Origin of the sequence: Aliihoeflea sp. 40Bstr573 (assembly GCF_024105655.1) — a bacterium.
In the GTDB taxonomy this organism is placed as follows: Bacteria; Pseudomonadota; Alphaproteobacteria; order Rhizobiales; family Rhizobiaceae; genus Aliihoeflea.
On record NZ_JAAAMH010000001.1, the window covers coordinates 586,244 to 601,966 of the forward strand.

Below are 15,723 nucleotides of genomic sequence, written 5' to 3' on the forward strand. Positions count from 1 at the left end.
TCCCGTGAGATCAGTTTGCCGCACCCATCTTGGCGTCGGCGAACAGCCCGACTGCGGCGACGATGCCGGCCGAGGCCTGCGCACGCCATTTCACGTCACGAAGCTGGGCTTCGTCGCTCTCGTTCGAGAGGTAGCCCAACTCTACCAGCACCGAGGGCACGTCCGGCGCCTTCAAGACCTGGAAACCGGCAAAGCGGTGCGGATTCTTGATCATGCCGATCTCGTCCGACAACTGGCCGACCAGCGCCTTCGCAAAGCGCAACGAGAAGCCGTCGGTCTCGCGTCGCACCAGATCGGTGAGAATGTCCGAGACTTCGTCGCCCGCTTCCTGCGAGGCATAGCCGGCGATCTGGTCGGCGAGGTTCTCCCTCACGGCCTTTGCGGCCGACACGACATCGGATGGAGAATCGGAGACCGTATAGACGGTCGCGCCGCGCACGCCTCGGTGGCGGATCGCGTCGGCGTGGACGGAGATGAAGAGGTCGGCTTCATGCCGGCGCGCGATCTTCACGCGTTCGTCGAGCCGCAGGAAGCGGTCCCGGTCGCGCGTCAGGTGGACCTCATAGCGGTCCGTATCCTCGAGCGCCTTCTTCAATTCCAGCCCGAAGGCGAGCGTAATGGTCTTCTCGTAGATTCCACTGACGCCCTTGGCGCCGCTGTCGGCGCCGCCATGCCCGGGGTCGATCACCACGGTGAAGCGTCGCTCGGCAGGCGCGGCGGCCACATCTGTGCCCGCGGTGGTTGCGATCTGCTCGGCGAGCGCGGCCTCGAACTGACGGTCGGAACCTGCCACCAGGTCGATGACGACGCGATGGCCTGGCTCGTCCTCGTTCTTCAGGATTTCGAGATTCTCCACGACGAACGCCCCTTCGCCCGTCAGCACCAGCCGCGATTTCGATGCGCCGGCCGGCCCGAAGGCGATACCGGCAACGAGACCGCGGGGCTTCACCGGCTCATCTTCGTGCCGGTACTCGACATCGTTGAATTCAAGCACCAGCCGATGCGGGGCGCGCACAAGGAACCAGCGCAGGTCGGGGCTTTGCGAAACGTCGATGACGATCCGCGCGCGCGACGCGTCGCCAACGACGCGCACGCCCTCCACGCGCACCGGTTCGGCCTGTGCGCCAAGGCTCGGGAGCGACATGAAAAGCGCCGCCAGCACCACGCGCATAAGCGCATGGCACCGGTCAAATCTTGGTCTGTAGCGCATGGTCGGCATCGTCTCGCCCGTCTTGCTTCGATGCGGTCGCTTGGCGACAAGGATGCCTTGAGTGGTAAGCCCGACGTGGTTAACCAATCCTTTTCGCACCGGCTGCGATCTACGTTAGCGCGGCCGAAAACAAGTTTCGGAAATCAGGGTTGCCTTGGAAGCCGTCAAATCATAAAAGCATGGAAGGACATTTGTGACGTCCGTTAAAGGTTGCGCTCACGCGCAAGCGGCGGAGTGTTCCTCCTTCACCTGATGCGGTGCATATGTCCGGACAGAATTCTTCGGCATGTCGGCTCAACCCCGTGCCGTTTGGAAAGCGGCAGGGATGATCCCGTGCCGGCTCGTAAACCGAGCAAATCGCAGCTGGTCCGGCGACCGCCGGGCCTTGGTTCAGAAAGGATCCGCAGGCTGTAGCATGGCTTCTGACACAATCAGGCTCTTGACCGCATTTGACCGCGCCTCGACGGCAGCGGGCGGCCTGCCTCTTGCGTCTCGCCATCGGCCCCGGCTCCCCCTTTTATCCGGCATGCCATTCCCGCCTCCGCGGCGCGGCGCTACCACGACCTCCCCCCGGGCGGTGCGTGCCGGGGAGACTTTGCAACATGCCCAACAAAATGCTTATCGATGCCTCCCACCAGGAGGAGACGCGGGTCGTCGTCGTTCGCGGCAACCGCATTGAAGAGTTCGATTTCGAATCCCAGGACAAGAAGCAGCTCAAAGGCAATATCTATCTTGCGCGTGTGACGCGGGTAGAGCCTTCGCTTCAGGCCGCGTTCGTGGAGTATGGCGGGAACCGCCACGGCTTCCTCGCCTTCTCCGAAATCCACCCCGACTACTATCAGATTCCTGTCGCCGACCGGCAGGCGCTGCTGCGCGCCGAGGCGGAAGCAGCCGCCCGTTCCGACGACGACGAAGATGACGAGGAGGGCAACGGTCGCAATCGCCGCCGTCGTCGCTCGGGCAAGAGCCGCGACCGCGCTAGCCAAAAGACCTCCGGCGACGCCGGGGCCGGCGATGGCGACGAGGAGAGCGCGACCGAGGAAGCGACCTCGGGCGACGAAGATGCCGGCCAGGCGATGGCCGAGAGCATTGCCGCCGACGTTGTTTCGGAAGACGCGCCTTTCGCGGAAGGCGATGACGACGATCGCCGCCCTGCCCACAATGGCGACGACGGCAATGGCAACGATGAGCACATCGAATCGGTCGGCGCCGAGGATGCGATCGAGGAGGCTGCAGCGCGCCGCCGTCCCGTCCGCAAGCATTACAAGATCCAGGAAGTGATCAAGCGCCGGCAGATCCTGCTCGTGCAGGTCGTCAAGGAAGAGCGCGGCAACAAGGGCGCGGCGCTCACCACCTATCTGTCGCTCGCTGGCCGTTATTCCGTGCTGATGCCGAACACGGCGCGCGGCGGTGGCATTTCGCGCAAGATCACCAACGCAGCCGATCGCAAGCGGCTGAAATCCGTCGTCGAAGATCTGAACGTGCCGGACGGCATGGGCGTCATCTTGCGCACGGCGGGCGAGAGCCGCACCAAGGCGGAGATCAAGCGCGACTACGAATATCTGATGCGCATGTGGGAGAACGTGCGCAATCTGACGCTCCAGTCGACGGCGCCTGCCCTCGTCTACGAGGAAGGCTCGCTGATCAAGCGCTCGATCCGCGACCTCTACAACAAGGACATCGACCAGATCATGGTCGCCGGCGAGGAAGGCTACCGCGAGGCCAAGGACTTCATGCGCATGCTGATGCCCAGCCATGCCAAGATGGTTCAGCCCTATCGCGATTCCGTGCCGATCTTCGCCCGCAACGGCATCGAGGCGCAGCTCGACAAGATGGTCCAGCCGCAAGTGACGTTGAAGTCCGGCGGCTACGTCATCATCAACCAGACAGAAGCGCTGGTCGCGATCGACGTCAATTCGGGCCGCTCGACGCGCGAGCATTCGATCGAGGACACCGCGCTTCAGACCAATCTTGAAGCGGCAGAGGAAGTCGCGCGGCAGTTGCGACTGCGCGATCTCGCGGGCCTGATCGTCATCGACTTCATCGACATGGAAGAGAACCGGAATAACCGGGCGGTCGAAAAGAAGCTCAAGGAATGCCTGAAAAACGATCGCGCCCGCATCCAGGTCGGCCGCATCTCGCATTTCGGCCTTCTGGAAATGTCGCGCCAGCGCATCCGCGCGTCGGTGCTCGACTCCACCATGCAGCCCTGCCCGCATTGCGGCGGAACTGGTCATGTGCGCTCCGAATCGTCGGTCGCCCTGCTCGTCGTCCGCGCGATCGAGGAGTATCTCCTCAAGGATTCGCGCTGCCACATCACCGTACGCACGCCCGCTTCGACCGCCCTCTACGTGCTCAATCACAAGCGGGCCACCCTCGCGGATCTGGAACACCGCTTCGACCTGACCATCACGATCGAAGCGGACGAGGAAGTCGGCGCGCAGCACTATGTGATTACGCGCGGCGCGCAGATCGAACGTCCGGAAGGCTACAAGGCGCCTACCCTGCCCGCAGCAGCCCCGACCGTCGATGACGCAGCCGAGGCCGCAAAGGACGAAGCGGCCGCGGCCGCCGCGGCAGCGCTTCTCGACGAGGACGAGGAGGACGAGCCCGGCGAAGTTGCGGCGAAGCCGCAGCAGGTCGAGCGGGAAACCGCGCATTCCACTTCCGACGACGGCAACCGCGACCGCAAGAAGCGCCGTCGGCGCCGCCGGCGCGGACGCGACCGCGATCAGCAGAACGGCGAAACCGGTCATGTCGAGACGGCAGCCGCCGACCTCGGCGACGAGGAAGCCGCGGATGCCACCGCCGCCGCCGGCGAATCGGGCCAGGACGAGGACAGCGACGCCAACCGCAAGAAGCGCCGTCGCGGCAAGCGCGGTGGACGCCGCAATCGCCGCGAGGATGGCGAGGTGACGGCCGACGAGGCGCAGGTCGAAGCTGGCGAAGCCGATGCGTCGGAAGACGTCGACGGCGAAGCGATGACTGCCGTCGAATCCACCGAACCTGTCGCTCCGGTAACCGCGGAGACGGCCGCCGAGACCGCCGGCGAAGCTCCGGCCGAAGACGCGCCGAAGCCGAAGAAGGCCCGCGCCCCGCGCAAGAGCCGCGCAAAGGCTTCAGGTGAAGAGGCCGTGTCGGAAGTCGCCTCGGCCGAGGCTGTGGCAATCTCCATCGACAGCGACGAAAAGCCAGCGCCGAAGAAGCGCGCGCCGCGCCGCAAGAAGGCTGCCGAGGAAGCCGCACCGACGCCTGAAGCTGATGCTGAGGCCGCACCGGTCGAGATGGCGACGGAAGCGGGCGAGCCCGTCGCAGCGCCCGAGGCTGAACCCGTCGAGGAGCAGGCGCCCGCAGAGCCGGTCGTCCGTTCGTTGACGCCGGAAGGCCTGGAAGCGACGGAAGAAAAACCCCGTCGGCAGGGCTGGTGGCAGCGAAAAGGGTTCTTCTAGGATTGAGTGAAAAAAGCCGGCGCAAGCGCCGGCTTTTTTCTTATCCAAGCCAGCCGGTAAGGCGGCGTATCGCCTCAGCGATGTCGTCATTGCTCCCGGCATAGGAAAACCGCATGTAGCGATCGCCCTCGAACGGATCGAAGTCGCGCCCGGGGGTTGCGGCAACGCCCGCCTCATCGAGCATCTTGGCCGCAAACGACATGCTGTCATTGGAGTGACGCGTCACATCGCAATAGGCGTAGAACGCGCCGTCCATCGGCGCGGCGAAACTGAAGCCGAGGCGTGGCAGGGCATCTGCAAGCATGGCGCGATTGACGAGATAGCGCTCGCGAACGGCTTCCAGTTCGAGCGACGCTTCGAACGCGCGAGTCGCCGCGATCTGCGAAAGGTCCGGCGCGGAGATGTACAGACTCTGCTGGATGCGTTCGATGGCGCGCACGAGCCGCTGCGGAGCGACCATCCAGCCGATCCGCCAGCCGGTCATGCAGTAATATTTCGAGAACGAGTTGATGACGGTCACGTCATCATCGAAGGCAAGCGCTGTGACGTCGTCCGCCGTGTAGCAGAGCCGGTGGTAGATTTCGTCCGAGATGGTACGAATCCCCATTTCCTTCGCGGTGGCCACCAGCGTCTTGAGCTCGTCGGCGGGGATCACCGCGCCGGTCGGATTGGCCGGGCTGGCGAACAGCAGGCCTTTGAGGCCTTCCTTGGCGTGAACGCGTTCGAGCGTCGCCCCTGTCAGGAAGGCGGCACCTTCGAGGTCGATTTCGACGACCTCGATCCCCAACGCCTTCATGATGTTGCGATAGGCCGGATATCCCGGCACCGTGATGGCAACCTTGTCGCCCGGATCGGACATGGCAAGGAAGGCGAGGTTGAAGCCTGCCGATGAACCCGTCGTCACGACGACCCGCTCGGTCGGCACGTCGAGCCCGTAGTGGTCGCGGTAGTGGTCCGAGATCGCACGGCGCAGTTCGGGGCGGCCCAGAGCATCCGTGTAGCCGAGTGCGCCGTCGACGAGCGCATTCGACGCCGCCTGGCGCACGATCTGCGGTGCCGGATCGGAAGGCTGGCCGACCGCGAGCGAAACCACGCTGCGGCCCGCCGCGCGCAGCGCATTGGCGCGTGCCAGTACGTCCATTGCATGGAACGGCTCTACTTCGGAACGGCGGGAAACGAGGATCGGCGACAAGGCAGGCAACTCCGGCGGTCGGTAAAGGGGCCGCAGAAATGCCCGAATGATATGGGGATCACAAGTCCAGGAGACGCGATCGTGGTGCTTTCCATCGCCCGCCGGCTCGATTAGTCATGAACCCGACGATCAAACTCCAGGGAATCGCCATGCTTTGGTCCGCCAGACGCGCCTGCAGGTTTCTCGCCACGGGCCTTCTCGCCGTGCAGGTCGCCTTTGCACCCGTTTCAGGTGCCCATGCGCAGCGCAATGTTCCCGTCGTGCGTGATGCGGAGATCGAGGCACTGGTGCGCGATTATGCCAAGCCGATCCTGGAAGCTGCCGGCCTGTCGCGCTCGGGCATTGAGATCATCCTGGTCAACGACCCTGCATTCAACGCCTTCGTGGCCGGGCGGCGCATGTTCATCAACACCGGCGCCCTGCTCCAGTCCGAAACGCCGAACGAGATCATCGGCGTCATCGCACACGAAGCCGGCCATATTGCCGGCGGTCATCAGCAGCGCCTGCGCCAGCAGCTCGAGGCGGCGCAGACGATGGCGATCGTCGCCGGTTTGATCGGCATCGGCGCTGCCGTCGGCGGTGCTGCGAGCGGCACAGGCGGGCTCGCGCAGGCCGGCGCCGGCCTTGCCATGGGCGGCGGCGAAGTCGCGCGGCGCGGCCTTCTCAACTATCAGCGAACAGAGGAAATCACGGCCGACCGATCCGCCATCACCTATCTTGAAAGGACGGGACAATCGGCTCGCGGCATGGTGCGCACCTTCGAGCGCATGGCAAGCGGCCTCGCCTTGATGGGGCGCCAGATCGATCCCTACCAGATCAGCCATCCGCTGCCGCGCGAGCGCATCCAGAATGTTCAGGAGCTTGCCGAAGCGAGCCCTTACCGTGATCGGCAAGACCCGCCTGCCCTGCAACGGCGCCATGACATGATGCGCGCCAAGATCGCTGCGCACACGCAAGGCCAGTCGGCCACCTCGCGCCTTTTCCGCGACACGCAGAGCATGCCCGCGCGCTATGGCGACGCCATCGTCACCTACCTGCATGGGTCGCCTTCGGCCGCATTGCAGAAGGTCGACGCACTGATCGCGGCCGAGCCCAACAATCCTTACTTCCACGAACTTCGAGGCGAAGTGCTGATCCGCGCCAACCGCCCGCAGGATGCGGTAACGGCGTTTGAGCGGGCAGCACGGCTCGATACCTCGAATTCGGGCTTCATGCAGTTCGGCCTCGGCCAGGCTCTGCTCGCCGCCGGCGGGCCGGACACGGCGGGGCGAGCGGTCGACGCCCTCACGCAGGGCCTTGCGCGCGCGCCGGAGTACGTCACCGCCTATCGCTACCTTGCCCAGGCCTACGGTCAGATGGGGGAAATCGCCGAGGCCGAACTTGCGACCGCCGAAGGTCACTATTACAGCGGCAATTTCCGCGAGGCGCGCCAGTTTGCCGCCCGCGCCCAATCGCGCCTGACGCCGGGCTCGCCAAGCCATGTGCGCGCGCAGGACATTATCAATCAGAGGCCGGCAAACTGACCGGCCGAAGGAAGGAACCGAAATGAACGCTTTGATCCCCGCCGCCGTATTCGGCGCCGTTGTTGCGCTTGGCATGGGCGCGGCCGGCTATGTCGCCGGCTCGTCGCAAGCTCCGGACGCGGTCGCGCCGGCGGCTTCGTCCGCCCCCGACCGCGCCGCGGTCGAAGCGATCGTGCGCGACTATCTCGTCACCAATCCAGAAATCATGATCGAGGTCCAGCAGGCGCTTGAAGCCCGCCAGGCGGAGACGCAGCGCGTCGCGCAGACCGAGATCATCCGCTCGGCCGAAAGCCAGATCTTCAACGCAAGTTATGACGGCATCATCGGCAATCCGGATGGCGACGTCACGATCGTCGAGTTCTTCGATTACAATTGCGGCTACTGCAAGCGCGCGCTGTCCGACATGGAGGCGCTGGTCGAGCAGGATACGAACCTCCGTTTCGTCCTGAAGGAGTTCCCGATCCTCGGGCCGGATTCGCAGCGCGCGCATGTCGTCTCCATGGCGTTCCGCAATCTCCTGCCGGAGAATTACGCCGCCTTTCACCGCGACCTCCTCGCCAGCGAGGCGCGCGTCACGGAAGACGAGGCGATCCTTGCCGCTGTTTCGCACGGTGCTGACGAAGCCGCGCTTCGGCAGGAAATGCAGAACCCCGACATCATCGCTGCCTTCCAGGAAACCTATGCGCTGGCCGATCAGCTCTCGATCACCGGTACGCCGTCCTATGTCGTTGGCGGCGAAGTCGTGTTCGGCGCCATGGGCCAGGAGGTTCTGGCGCAGAAAATCGAAGAGGTCCGGGCCGAAAATCCCTCCTAATCAAGTTTTCGACATGTTTGTCGCCTGTTGAAGGTGTCGATTGTGTCCGCAGCCTTTGCGTCGCGGAACAAGCCGACTATAGAGGGTGCGTCGCGCGAAAAGCGCGCCGCGTGGAAACGTCTGAATGCCCAAGAACATCCTGATCCTCAACGGCCCCAATCTCAACATGCTCGGCAAGCGCGAGCCCGGCATCTACGGGTCGAAGACGCTCGCCGACATCGAGAGCGATTGTCGCACCGAGGCGCAGAGGCTGGGATACGAGATCGATTTCCGCCAGTCCAACCTCGAAGGCGAGTTGGTGACCTGGATTCAGCAAGCACCGGACCTTGCCGCAGGCCTCGTCATCAATCCCGCCGGATACGGCCACACCTCGATCGCCATGCACGACGCCCTGCGGCTGTTGTCGATGCCGATCGTCGAGGTGCACCTGTCCAACATCCACGCGCGTGAGGAATTCCGTCACAAGACCATGGTGGCGCCAGTCGCGACCGGCATGATCTGCGGCTTTGGCCCGATCGGCTACACCTTGGCGCTACAGGCACTTGCCGCCCGGCTTTGACCGGAGAAAACCAAGAAAAAGGGCGAAATCAATGTCGACGAAGAAAGCCGGCGTAGACCAGCAACTGATCCGCGAACTGGCGGGCATCCTGAACGACACCAACCTGTCGGAGATCGAGGTCGAGCAGGACGATCTGCGCATCCGCGTCTCGCGCCAGGCGGCAGCGCCGATCCAGGCCTATGCCCCGGCCTATGCGCCCGCGCCGGCCAATCACCCCGCGCCCGCCGCCACCGAGGAGCGGCCGGCTGCGACCGGCGCCGCCGATCCCACCAGGAACGCCGTTCCCTCACCGATGGTCGGCACCGCCTATTTGTCTCCCTCTCCCGGCGCACGTCCCTTCATCGAGGTCGGACAGTCGATCAAGGAAGGCCAGACGCTCCTCATCATCGAGGCGATGAAGACGATGAACCAGATTCCGGCGCCGCGTTCCGGCAAGGTCACTGCGATCCTTTGCGAGGACGCGCAGCCGGTCGAGTTCGGAGAGCCACTGGTCGTTATCGAATAGGAGCGACCATGTTTCAGAAGATCCTCATCGCCAATCGCGGCGAAATCGCGCTTCGCATCCTGCGCGCGGCGAAGGAGCTGGGCATCCAGACCGTCGCCGTCCACTCGACGGCCGACGCCAATGCCATGCATGTGCGTCTTGCCGACGAGAGCGTGTGCATCGGCCCGCCGCCCTCGCGCGACAGCTACCTCAATATCCACCAGATCGTCGCGGCCTGCGAGATCACCGGCGCCGACGCGATCCATCCCGGCTACGGCTTCCTGTCGGAGAACGCCAAGTTCGCCGATATCCTCGCCGCCCACAACATCACCTTCATCGGCCCCTCGGGCGACCACATCCGCGTGATGGGCGACAAGATCGAGGCCAAGCGCACAGCCAAGCGCCTCGGCATTCCGGTCGTTCCCGGCTCTGAAGGCGGCGTGACGGACGAAGGCGAAGCCAAGCGCATTGCCGCCGACATCGGCTATCCCGTCATCATCAAGGCTTCGGCAGGCGGCGGCGGACGCGGCATGAAGGTGGCCCGCTCGGAGGACGAACTGTCGGTCGCCCTCCAGACCGCACGCTCGGAAGCCGCAGCGGCGTTTGGCGACGACGCCGTCTATATCGAAAAGTATCTCGAAAAGCCGCGCCACATCGAGGTGCAGGTGCTCGGAGACGGACGCGGCAATGCCGTGCATCTGGGCGAGCGCGACTGCTCGCTGCAGCGCCGCCACCAGAAGGTCTGGGAGGAAGCGACGTCGCCGGCCCTCAACGCCGCCGAACGCTCCAAGATCGGCGAAACCGTCTCGAAGGCGATCGGCGATCTGGGCTATTCGGGCGCCGGCACGATCGAGTTCCTGTACGAAAACGGCGAGTTCTACTTCATCGAGATGAACACCCGTCTGCAGGTCGAGCATCCGGTGACGGAGGCGATCACCGGCATCGATCTCGTGCACGAACAGATCCGCGTCGCGTCGGGCAGCGGCCTGTCGGTCACGCAGGACGACATCCGCTTCAACGGCCACGCCATCGAGTGCCGCATCAATGCCGAGGACGCGCGCACCTTCGTGCCCTCGCCCGGCACGGTGACGACGTTCCACACGCCAGGCGGGCTCGGCGTGCGCGTCGATTCGGCGGTCTATTCGGGCTACAAGATCCCGCCCTACTATGACAGCCTGATCGGCAAGCTGATCGTCCACGGCCGCAACCGCGTGGAGTGCATGATGCGCCTTCGCCGCGCGCTCGACGAATTCGTCGTCGACGGCATCAACACCACACTCCCGCTCTTCCGCGACCTCGTCGGCAATCCGGACATCGCCAATGGCGATTACGACATCCACTGGCTGGAAAAGTACCTGGCCGGGAACCCCTGAGAGCCGTGGTGAAATGAGCCGGCCCTTCGCTCCCGGTTTCACGATCCCGACCGATCTCCTGCTGCGTGCCTACGCGGCAGGAGTATTCCCGATGGCGGAGAATGCAGGCGATCCGGAGATTTTCTGGGTGCGGCCGGAAATGCGCGGCATCCTGCCGCTCGACGATTTCCACGTTCCGCGCAGCCTCGCAAAGACCGTCCGCCGATCGCACTTCGAGATCCGCTACGACACGGATTTCGAAGGCGTCATAGCTGGCTGCGGCGCGGCGCGGCCCGGGCGGCCGAATACGTGGATCAACCTGCCGATACGTGCAGCCTATGCGCGGCTTTTCGCCATCGGCCACTGCCATACCGTTGAAGCCTGGAAGGACGGCGAACTCGTCGGCGGGCTTTACGGGGTGACGCTCGGACGCGTCTTTTTTGGCGAGAGCATGTTCAGCCTTGCGCGGGACGCCTCGAAGGTCTGCCTCGTGGCCCTCGTGGAACGCCTGCGCGACAAGGGCTTCGATCTTCTGGATACGCAGTTCACGACTGAGCACCTGAAGCGTTTCGGTGCAATCGACGTGCCACGGCGCAAATACGAAACGATGCTGGAAAGGGCGCTCGACGGAGAACCCGCGGAATTCTAGCCGGCAGCGGACTCAGGCGCCGGCACCTCTGACTCTTGTTTGCAGGCTTTCAGCCACACGTCGTAGACGGCGTGCTCGACGGCGTTGAGACCGGGGCTTTCGGCAAACATCCAGCCGGAGAAAATGCGCCTGATCTTGCGGTCGAGCGTGATCTCGTCAACCTCGACGAAGCCGTCCGTTCGCGGCTCCTGACCCTCTGCGGACGAATAGCACACGCGCGGCGTCACCTGCAGTGCGCCAAACTGTACCGTCTCGTCCACATAAACGTCGAAGGAGATGATGCGGCCGGTGATCTTGTCGATGCCGGAGAATTCGGCGACCGGGTTCTTCACGCGCTGGATCGGCACCTCGGTCGGCGCCTCCTCCATCGGCAGGTCCTCGAACGAGCCACCCTCGTTAGGCGCCTCTTCGTAGATGAATTCGTCGTCCTGCGGCAGGTCGAACTGCAGATCCTGCGCGAACGAACTGCCGGGCACGGCAAGTCCGGTTGCGAAGACAAGTCCCGCAAATGCGCCCGCCAGTCTAGAATTCATGCCTGCAGCCCCGTTCCCTAGCATCGCGTCCTGACCAGCCTATCCGCCGATTGTGGCGATTATGGTCTCGTCGTCAGTTGCCGGGCGTCCAGGCGTCGTAGTCGCCGGTCACGCGCGGGCGCTGCTCCTGCGTGACGACCGACCCTTTCGGCCGGTAGGCAAATCTGGTGCCCGTCAGGTTCGGCAGATGCGGCCTCTGCCACTCGTGCGGCCGGTAGTGTTCGTCCTTCGGCGGCGTGTCGACGCGGTGATGCATCCAGCCATGCCAGCCGGGCGGGATCATGCTGGCTTCCGCATAGTCCTTGTAGATCACCCAGCGGCGCGTGCGTCCCTCGGTGTCGACGCCGCCCTCGTAGTATAGGTTTCCGAACTCGTCCTCGCCGACCGGCTTGCCATGCCGCCAGGTGTGAAAGCGCGTACCGAGCGTCTGGCCGTTCCACCAGGTGAAGAACTGCGTGAAGAAAGATTTCATAGACATTCGCACATCCGCAACTGGGTGCCCAATCGTTCCCGCCTTATGGCGTTCCGGGCTGTCGATGACAAGGGCTCAGTCAGCCCACATGATCGGCCGTTCATAGATATCGGCCGCGATCCCGGAGTCGGGCCGTCCGCAGTTCGTCGTTTGTCCAACCTTGGCAAAACCCTGCGCGAGATAGAATGCGACGGCCTTCGCATTCGCCTCCTCGACTTCGAGCCGAACCTTGTCCGCATCGGGAAAGCAGCCCTCGATCTCGTCGAGCAGCAACGCGCCAATGCCGTGGCCCTGGCTGTCCGGCCGCACATAAAGTTGGTGCAGCATCACGGTCTTGCCCTCGTCGACGGCCGTCGCAAACGCAACGCCACCGATCGCCGTCCCGTCGTCAGCCAGGAGGAATTCCGACAAAGGCGTTTCGAGCCGCTCCTCGAGCGCGGGCATCGAATGCCATTCGGCGACGATCTCGTTGACGCGCTCCTCACCATAGATGGCGTCGTAGGTAGCGTGCCACGTCTCGGCGAGAAGCGCCTGCACCGCCTTGAGGTCACGCTTCGAGACGGTGCGCACGAACACTATTCGATCCCCAGCCGCGCCTTGACGAGGTCGTTGACAGCCTGCGGATTGGCCTTGCCGCCGGTCGCCTTCATCACCTGGCCGACGAACCAGCCAGCCATGGTCGGCTTGGCGCGCGCCTGCTCGACCTTGTCGGGATTGGCGGCGATGACGTCGTCGACCGCCTTTTCGATCGCCCCCGTGTCGGTCACCTGCTTCATGCCGCGCGTCTCGACGATCTCGCGCGGATCGCCGCCTTCGTTCCAGACGATCTCGAAGAGGTCCTTGGCGATCTTGCCCGAAATCATCCCTTCCTTGATCAGCGCGATGATCGCGCCAAGCTGGTCGGGTGAGACCGGTGATTCGTCGATGTCCTTGCCGGCCTTGTTCAGCGCGCCGAGAAGGTCGTTGATGACCCAGTTGGCGGCGGCCTTGCCATCGCGTCCTTCGGCAACCTTCTCGAAATAGTCGGCAATCGCCTTGTCCGAGACGAGGATCGACGCGTCGTAAACGGACAGGCCAATGCTTTCGATCAGTCGCGCGCGCTTGTCGTCCGGCAGTTCGGGCAGATGTGCGGCGAGCGCGTCGACATAGGCCTGGTCGAACTCGAGCGGCAGAAGGTCCGGATCGGGGAAGTAGCGATAGTCATGCGCCTCTTCCTTGGAGCGCATAGAGCGCGTCTCGCCCTTGGTCGGGTCGAAAAGCCGCGTTTCCTGGTCAATCGAGCCGCCGTCTTCGAGGATCGCGATCTGGCGCCGGGCCTCCGACTCGATCGCCTGGCCGATGAAACGGATAGAATTGACGTTCTTGATCTCGCAGCGCGTACCGAAAGGTTCGCCCGGGCGACGTACGGAGACATTGACGTCGGCGCGTAGCGAGCCCTCGTCCATATTGCCGTCGCAGGTGCCCAGATACCGCATGATGGTGCGCAGCTTGGTCACGTACGCCTTGGCCTCATCGGCCGAGCGGATATCCGGCTTGGAGACGATCTCCATCAACGCCACGCCTGACCGGTTCAGGTCCACGTAGGACATGGTCGGATGCTGGTCGTGCAGCGACTTGCCCGCATCCTGTTCGAGGTGAAGCCGCTCGATGCCGACCTCGATCTCCTCGAACTCGCCCTTCTTGTCGGGACCGACGGAGACGAGCACCACGCCCTCGCCGACGATCGGCTGCTTGAACTGCGAGATCTGGTAGCCCTGCGGCAGGTCCGGATAGAAGTAGTTCTTCCGGTCGAAGACCGAACGGTGATTGATCTGCGCCTTCAGGCCAAGCCCGGTGCGAACCGCCTGCTTGACGCATTCCTCGTTGATGACCGGCAGCATGCCCGGCATGGCCGCGTCGACGAGGCTGACATTCGAATTGGGGGCTGCACCGAACGTCGTCGACGCACCCGAAAAAAGCTTCGACTGCGACGAAACCTGTGCGTGGATTTCCATGCCGATGATGATCTCCCAATCACCGGTAGCCCCGGAAATCAGGCGCTTGGGATCGGGCGTGCGGGTATCAATGAGCGTCATCGTCTGCCTGGCGTTCGCGATGGTCGGAAGTGTTCCGGTTGGCTAGACCAATCGCGCGCGCGAGGCAAGGTTTTCGCGAGGACGAGCCGGTCAGGCCGTCGCGATATAGTGGCGAATCTCGTCAGCTTCGCGCTCGACGTCCTCGATCCGCTGCTTGACCACGTCGCCGATCGACACGATGCCTGCCAGTCTCCCCTCGCGCTCGACGGGCAGGTGGCGAAAGCGCCCGCGAGTCATGATCTCCATCACCTGGTTCACCGTGTGGCCTTCCTGGCAGGTCTTCACCCTGGCGGTCATGGCGCTGGAGATGGCCTCGTCGAGAGCGGCCGCGCCGCGCAGGGCGATCTGGCGAACGATGTCGCGCTCGGAAAGAATGCCGGCGATCTTCGAACCTTCTTTGGTGACCACGACAGCGCCGATCCGCCTTTCGCTCAGGAGCCGCGCCGCTTGGGCGAGCGTCATCGTCGGCTCGACGGTCACCACGTCGCGTCCCTTGGCGTCAAGAATTGTCTTCACCGTCATGCGCAGACCTCCTCTATGACATTCACGCCGGCATGGTGCGCCCGGTTCGGGTGCTTTTCAAGCGCCGCCCCATCAAGGGAAATGTCGTGTCGTCAGCGGCGGTCGAAAAGAGCGAGGCCGAAAAATCCTGCCAGGAGGCCGCCGATATGCGCCTCCCAGGCGATCTGTCCGACGCCCGGCGAGGCGAATCCCAGCCCCATCGCCAGGTTGATGACGAACCAGGTCAGCAGGAACATGAAGGTAATGCGGTGGCGCAGCACCACGCCGACGGGAAGGATCGGCCCGGTGAAGGCTGGCTTGCCCGCAAAGCGGTCGATCTGGAAGGCAAACCGGGCGGCCGCGCCCATCATGCCCGAAATCGCTCCGGACGCGCCGACAACCGGCGTGGGATCGCCCGAATGCAGGACATAGTGAAGGGCAACTGCAGCTAGCGCGGTGAAGAGCCAGAAGGCAATGAAGCGCACCGCTCCGATGCGATGCGCCAGCGGCGAACCGAAGGCTGCCAGCCAGACCATGTTGACCGCCAGATGCGCGATGCCCCCGTGGAGAAAAGCATAGGTGACAGGTCCGGCATAAGCATAGGCGTCGATAACATACTGCCCCGAATAGCGGATCGGAATGAAAGCAAAACGCGCAATGACGCCGATATCCTGCTGTTCCGAAAGGACCAGCATCCGAACCGCATGAATGCCCACGCAGATCGCGAGCAGCGCGACGACGACCGTAGGCAGGTTGAAAACCGGCTCGCGCCGCGGCGGCGGCGTCTCGCGCCACTCGTCGTCGGAATGGGTATGAGTGGGGCGTAGCTGGTCCATCGTGCTCTCTCGCGCGTCAGCCCCGACATAGAGCGCCAAACAGCCAGCCGCCAGTGCGTGCGCAAAAAGAAAGC

Annotated in this window: 15 protein-coding genes; 7 read left to right on the forward strand and 8 right to left on the reverse strand. The window is 64.1% G+C overall.

Translation table 11 applies throughout. The features are described from left to right. Positions 1–10: 10 nt before the first annotated feature. Positions 11–1,210 (reverse strand): N-acetylmuramoyl-L-alanine amidase, encoded by a 1,200-nt coding sequence (locus GTK01_RS02870; RefSeq protein ID WP_252924319.1) that lies wholly within the window; start codon positions 1,208–1,210, stop codon positions 11–13. Between the two features lie 602 nt (positions 1,211–1,812). Between GTK01_RS02870 and GTK01_RS02875 the strand changes: the two genes are divergently transcribed. Then, the gene (locus GTK01_RS02875; protein ID WP_252924320.1) at positions 1,813–4,659 is read left to right on the forward strand and encodes a ribonuclease E/G; all 2,847 of its coding nucleotides are present in this window, start codon (positions 1,813–1,815) and stop codon (positions 4,657–4,659) included. Positions 4,660–4,699: 40 nt separating this feature from the next. Here GTK01_RS02875 and GTK01_RS02880 read toward each other — a convergent pair whose 3' ends face one another. Then, entirely contained in the window at positions 4,700–5,800 is a 1,101-nt protein-coding gene (locus tag GTK01_RS02880) for a pyridoxal phosphate-dependent aminotransferase (protein WP_252924321.1), read from the reverse strand. A gap of 167 nt (positions 5,801–5,967) precedes the next feature. Here GTK01_RS02880 and GTK01_RS02885 point away from each other — a divergent pair, with 167 nt between their 5' ends. From GTK01_RS02885 to aat, 6 genes are all read left to right on the forward strand, one after another. Further along, positions 5,968–7,374, forward strand: coding sequence for a M48 family metalloprotease (locus GTK01_RS02885; RefSeq protein WP_252924322.1), 1,407 nt, complete (start codon positions 5,968–5,970; stop codon positions 7,372–7,374). Between the two features lie 22 nt (positions 7,375–7,396). Then, positions 7,397–8,188, forward strand: a complete 792-nt coding sequence (locus GTK01_RS02890) for a DsbA family protein (protein WP_252924323.1) — start codon at positions 7,397–7,399, stop codon at positions 8,186–8,188. Between the two features lie 124 nt (positions 8,189–8,312). Continuing rightward, positions 8,313–8,747, forward strand: a complete 435-nt coding sequence (gene aroQ / locus GTK01_RS02895; RefSeq protein WP_252924324.1) for a type II 3-dehydroquinate dehydratase — start codon at positions 8,313–8,315, stop codon at positions 8,745–8,747. A 31-nt stretch (positions 8,748–8,778) separates the two neighbouring features. Beyond that, positions 8,779–9,252, forward strand: a complete 474-nt coding sequence (accB, locus tag GTK01_RS02900; protein ID WP_252924325.1) for an acetyl-CoA carboxylase biotin carboxyl carrier protein — start codon at positions 8,779–8,781, stop codon at positions 9,250–9,252. A gap of 8 nt (positions 9,253–9,260) precedes the next feature. Beyond that, positions 9,261–10,604, forward strand: a complete 1,344-nt coding sequence (gene accC / locus GTK01_RS02905; RefSeq protein WP_252924326.1) for an acetyl-CoA carboxylase biotin carboxylase subunit — start codon at positions 9,261–9,263, stop codon at positions 10,602–10,604. Positions 10,605–10,617: 13 nt separating this feature from the next. After that, positions 10,618–11,232, forward strand: coding sequence for a leucyl/phenylalanyl-tRNA--protein transferase (aat, locus tag GTK01_RS02910; protein WP_252924327.1), 615 nt, complete (start codon positions 10,618–10,620; stop codon positions 11,230–11,232). On the opposite strand, the gene GTK01_RS02915 is transcribed toward aat, so the two are convergent. The 6 genes from GTK01_RS02915 to GTK01_RS02940 form a co-directional block, all read right to left on the reverse strand. Continuing rightward, positions 11,229–11,765, reverse strand: a complete 537-nt coding sequence (locus tag GTK01_RS02915) for a DUF2155 domain-containing protein (protein WP_252924328.1) — start codon at positions 11,763–11,765, stop codon at positions 11,229–11,231. The two genes, aat and GTK01_RS02915, sit on opposite strands and share 4 nt — an antisense overlap. Before the next feature lie 73 nt (positions 11,766–11,838). After that, complete coding sequence (locus GTK01_RS02920) at positions 11,839–12,237, reverse strand: NADH:ubiquinone oxidoreductase subunit NDUFA12 (RefSeq protein ID WP_252924401.1); 399 nt, start codon at positions 12,235–12,237, stop codon at positions 11,839–11,841. Between the two features lie 75 nt (positions 12,238–12,312). Next, positions 12,313–12,813 carry a GNAT family N-acetyltransferase gene (locus GTK01_RS02925; RefSeq protein WP_252924329.1) on the reverse strand — a complete coding sequence of 167 codons (501 nt, stop codon included), beginning with the start codon at positions 12,811–12,813 and terminating at the stop codon, positions 12,313–12,315. Continuing rightward, complete coding sequence (gene gatB, locus GTK01_RS02930; RefSeq protein ID WP_252924330.1) at positions 12,813–14,312, reverse strand: Asp-tRNA(Asn)/Glu-tRNA(Gln) amidotransferase subunit GatB; 1,500 nt, start codon at positions 14,310–14,312, stop codon at positions 12,813–12,815. Before gatB ends, GTK01_RS02925 begins: the two co-directional genes overlap by 1 nt. Before the next feature lie 90 nt (positions 14,313–14,402). Beyond that, positions 14,403–14,834 carry a CBS domain-containing protein gene (locus tag GTK01_RS02935; RefSeq protein ID WP_252924331.1) on the reverse strand — a complete coding sequence of 144 codons (432 nt, stop codon included), beginning with the start codon at positions 14,832–14,834 and terminating at the stop codon, positions 14,403–14,405. A 92-nt stretch (positions 14,835–14,926) separates the two neighbouring features. Then, complete coding sequence (locus GTK01_RS02940; protein ID WP_252924332.1) at positions 14,927–15,649, reverse strand: rhomboid family intramembrane serine protease; 723 nt, start codon at positions 15,647–15,649, stop codon at positions 14,927–14,929. Between the last annotated feature and the right edge of the window lie 74 nt (positions 15,650–15,723).

Coding starts and splice junctions, on each gene's coding strand:
- GTK01_RS02870 (WP_252924319.1), bottom strand. CDS start 1,210: ATGCGCTACAGACCAAGATTTGACCGGTGCCATGCGCTTATGCGCGTG.
- GTK01_RS02920 (WP_252924401.1), bottom strand. CDS start 12,237: ATGAAATCTTTCTTCACGCAGTTCTTCACCTGGTGGAACGGCCAGACG.
- gatB (WP_252924330.1), bottom strand. CDS start 14,312: ATGACGCTCATTGATACCCGCACGCCCGATCCCAAGCGCCTGATTTCC.
- GTK01_RS02940 (WP_252924332.1), bottom strand. CDS start 15,649: ATGGACCAGCTACGCCCCACTCATACCCATTCCGACGACGAGTGGCGC.
- GTK01_RS02885 (WP_252924322.1), top strand. CDS start 5,968: ATGAACCCGACGATCAAACTCCAGGGAATCGCCATGCTTTGGTCCGCC.
- accB (WP_252924325.1), top strand. CDS start 8,779: ATGTCGACGAAGAAAGCCGGCGTAGACCAGCAACTGATCCGCGAACTG.
- aroQ (WP_252924324.1), top strand. CDS start 8,313: ATGCCCAAGAACATCCTGATCCTCAACGGCCCCAATCTCAACATGCTC.
- GTK01_RS02915 (WP_252924328.1), bottom strand. CDS start 11,765: ATGAATTCTAGACTGGCGGGCGCATTTGCGGGACTTGTCTTCGCAACC.
- GTK01_RS02935 (WP_252924331.1), bottom strand. CDS start 14,834: ATGACGGTGAAGACAATTCTTGACGCCAAGGGACGCGACGTGGTGACC.
- GTK01_RS02890 (WP_252924323.1), top strand. CDS start 7,397: ATGAACGCTTTGATCCCCGCCGCCGTATTCGGCGCCGTTGTTGCGCTT.
- aat (WP_252924327.1), top strand. CDS start 10,618: ATGAGCCGGCCCTTCGCTCCCGGTTTCACGATCCCGACCGATCTCCTG.
- accC (WP_252924326.1), top strand. CDS start 9,261: ATGTTTCAGAAGATCCTCATCGCCAATCGCGGCGAAATCGCGCTTCGC.
- GTK01_RS02875 (WP_252924320.1), top strand. CDS start 1,813: ATGCCCAACAAAATGCTTATCGATGCCTCCCACCAGGAGGAGACGCGG.
- GTK01_RS02880 (WP_252924321.1), bottom strand. CDS start 5,800: ATGGACGTACTGGCACGCGCCAATGCGCTGCGCGCGGCGGGCCGCAGC.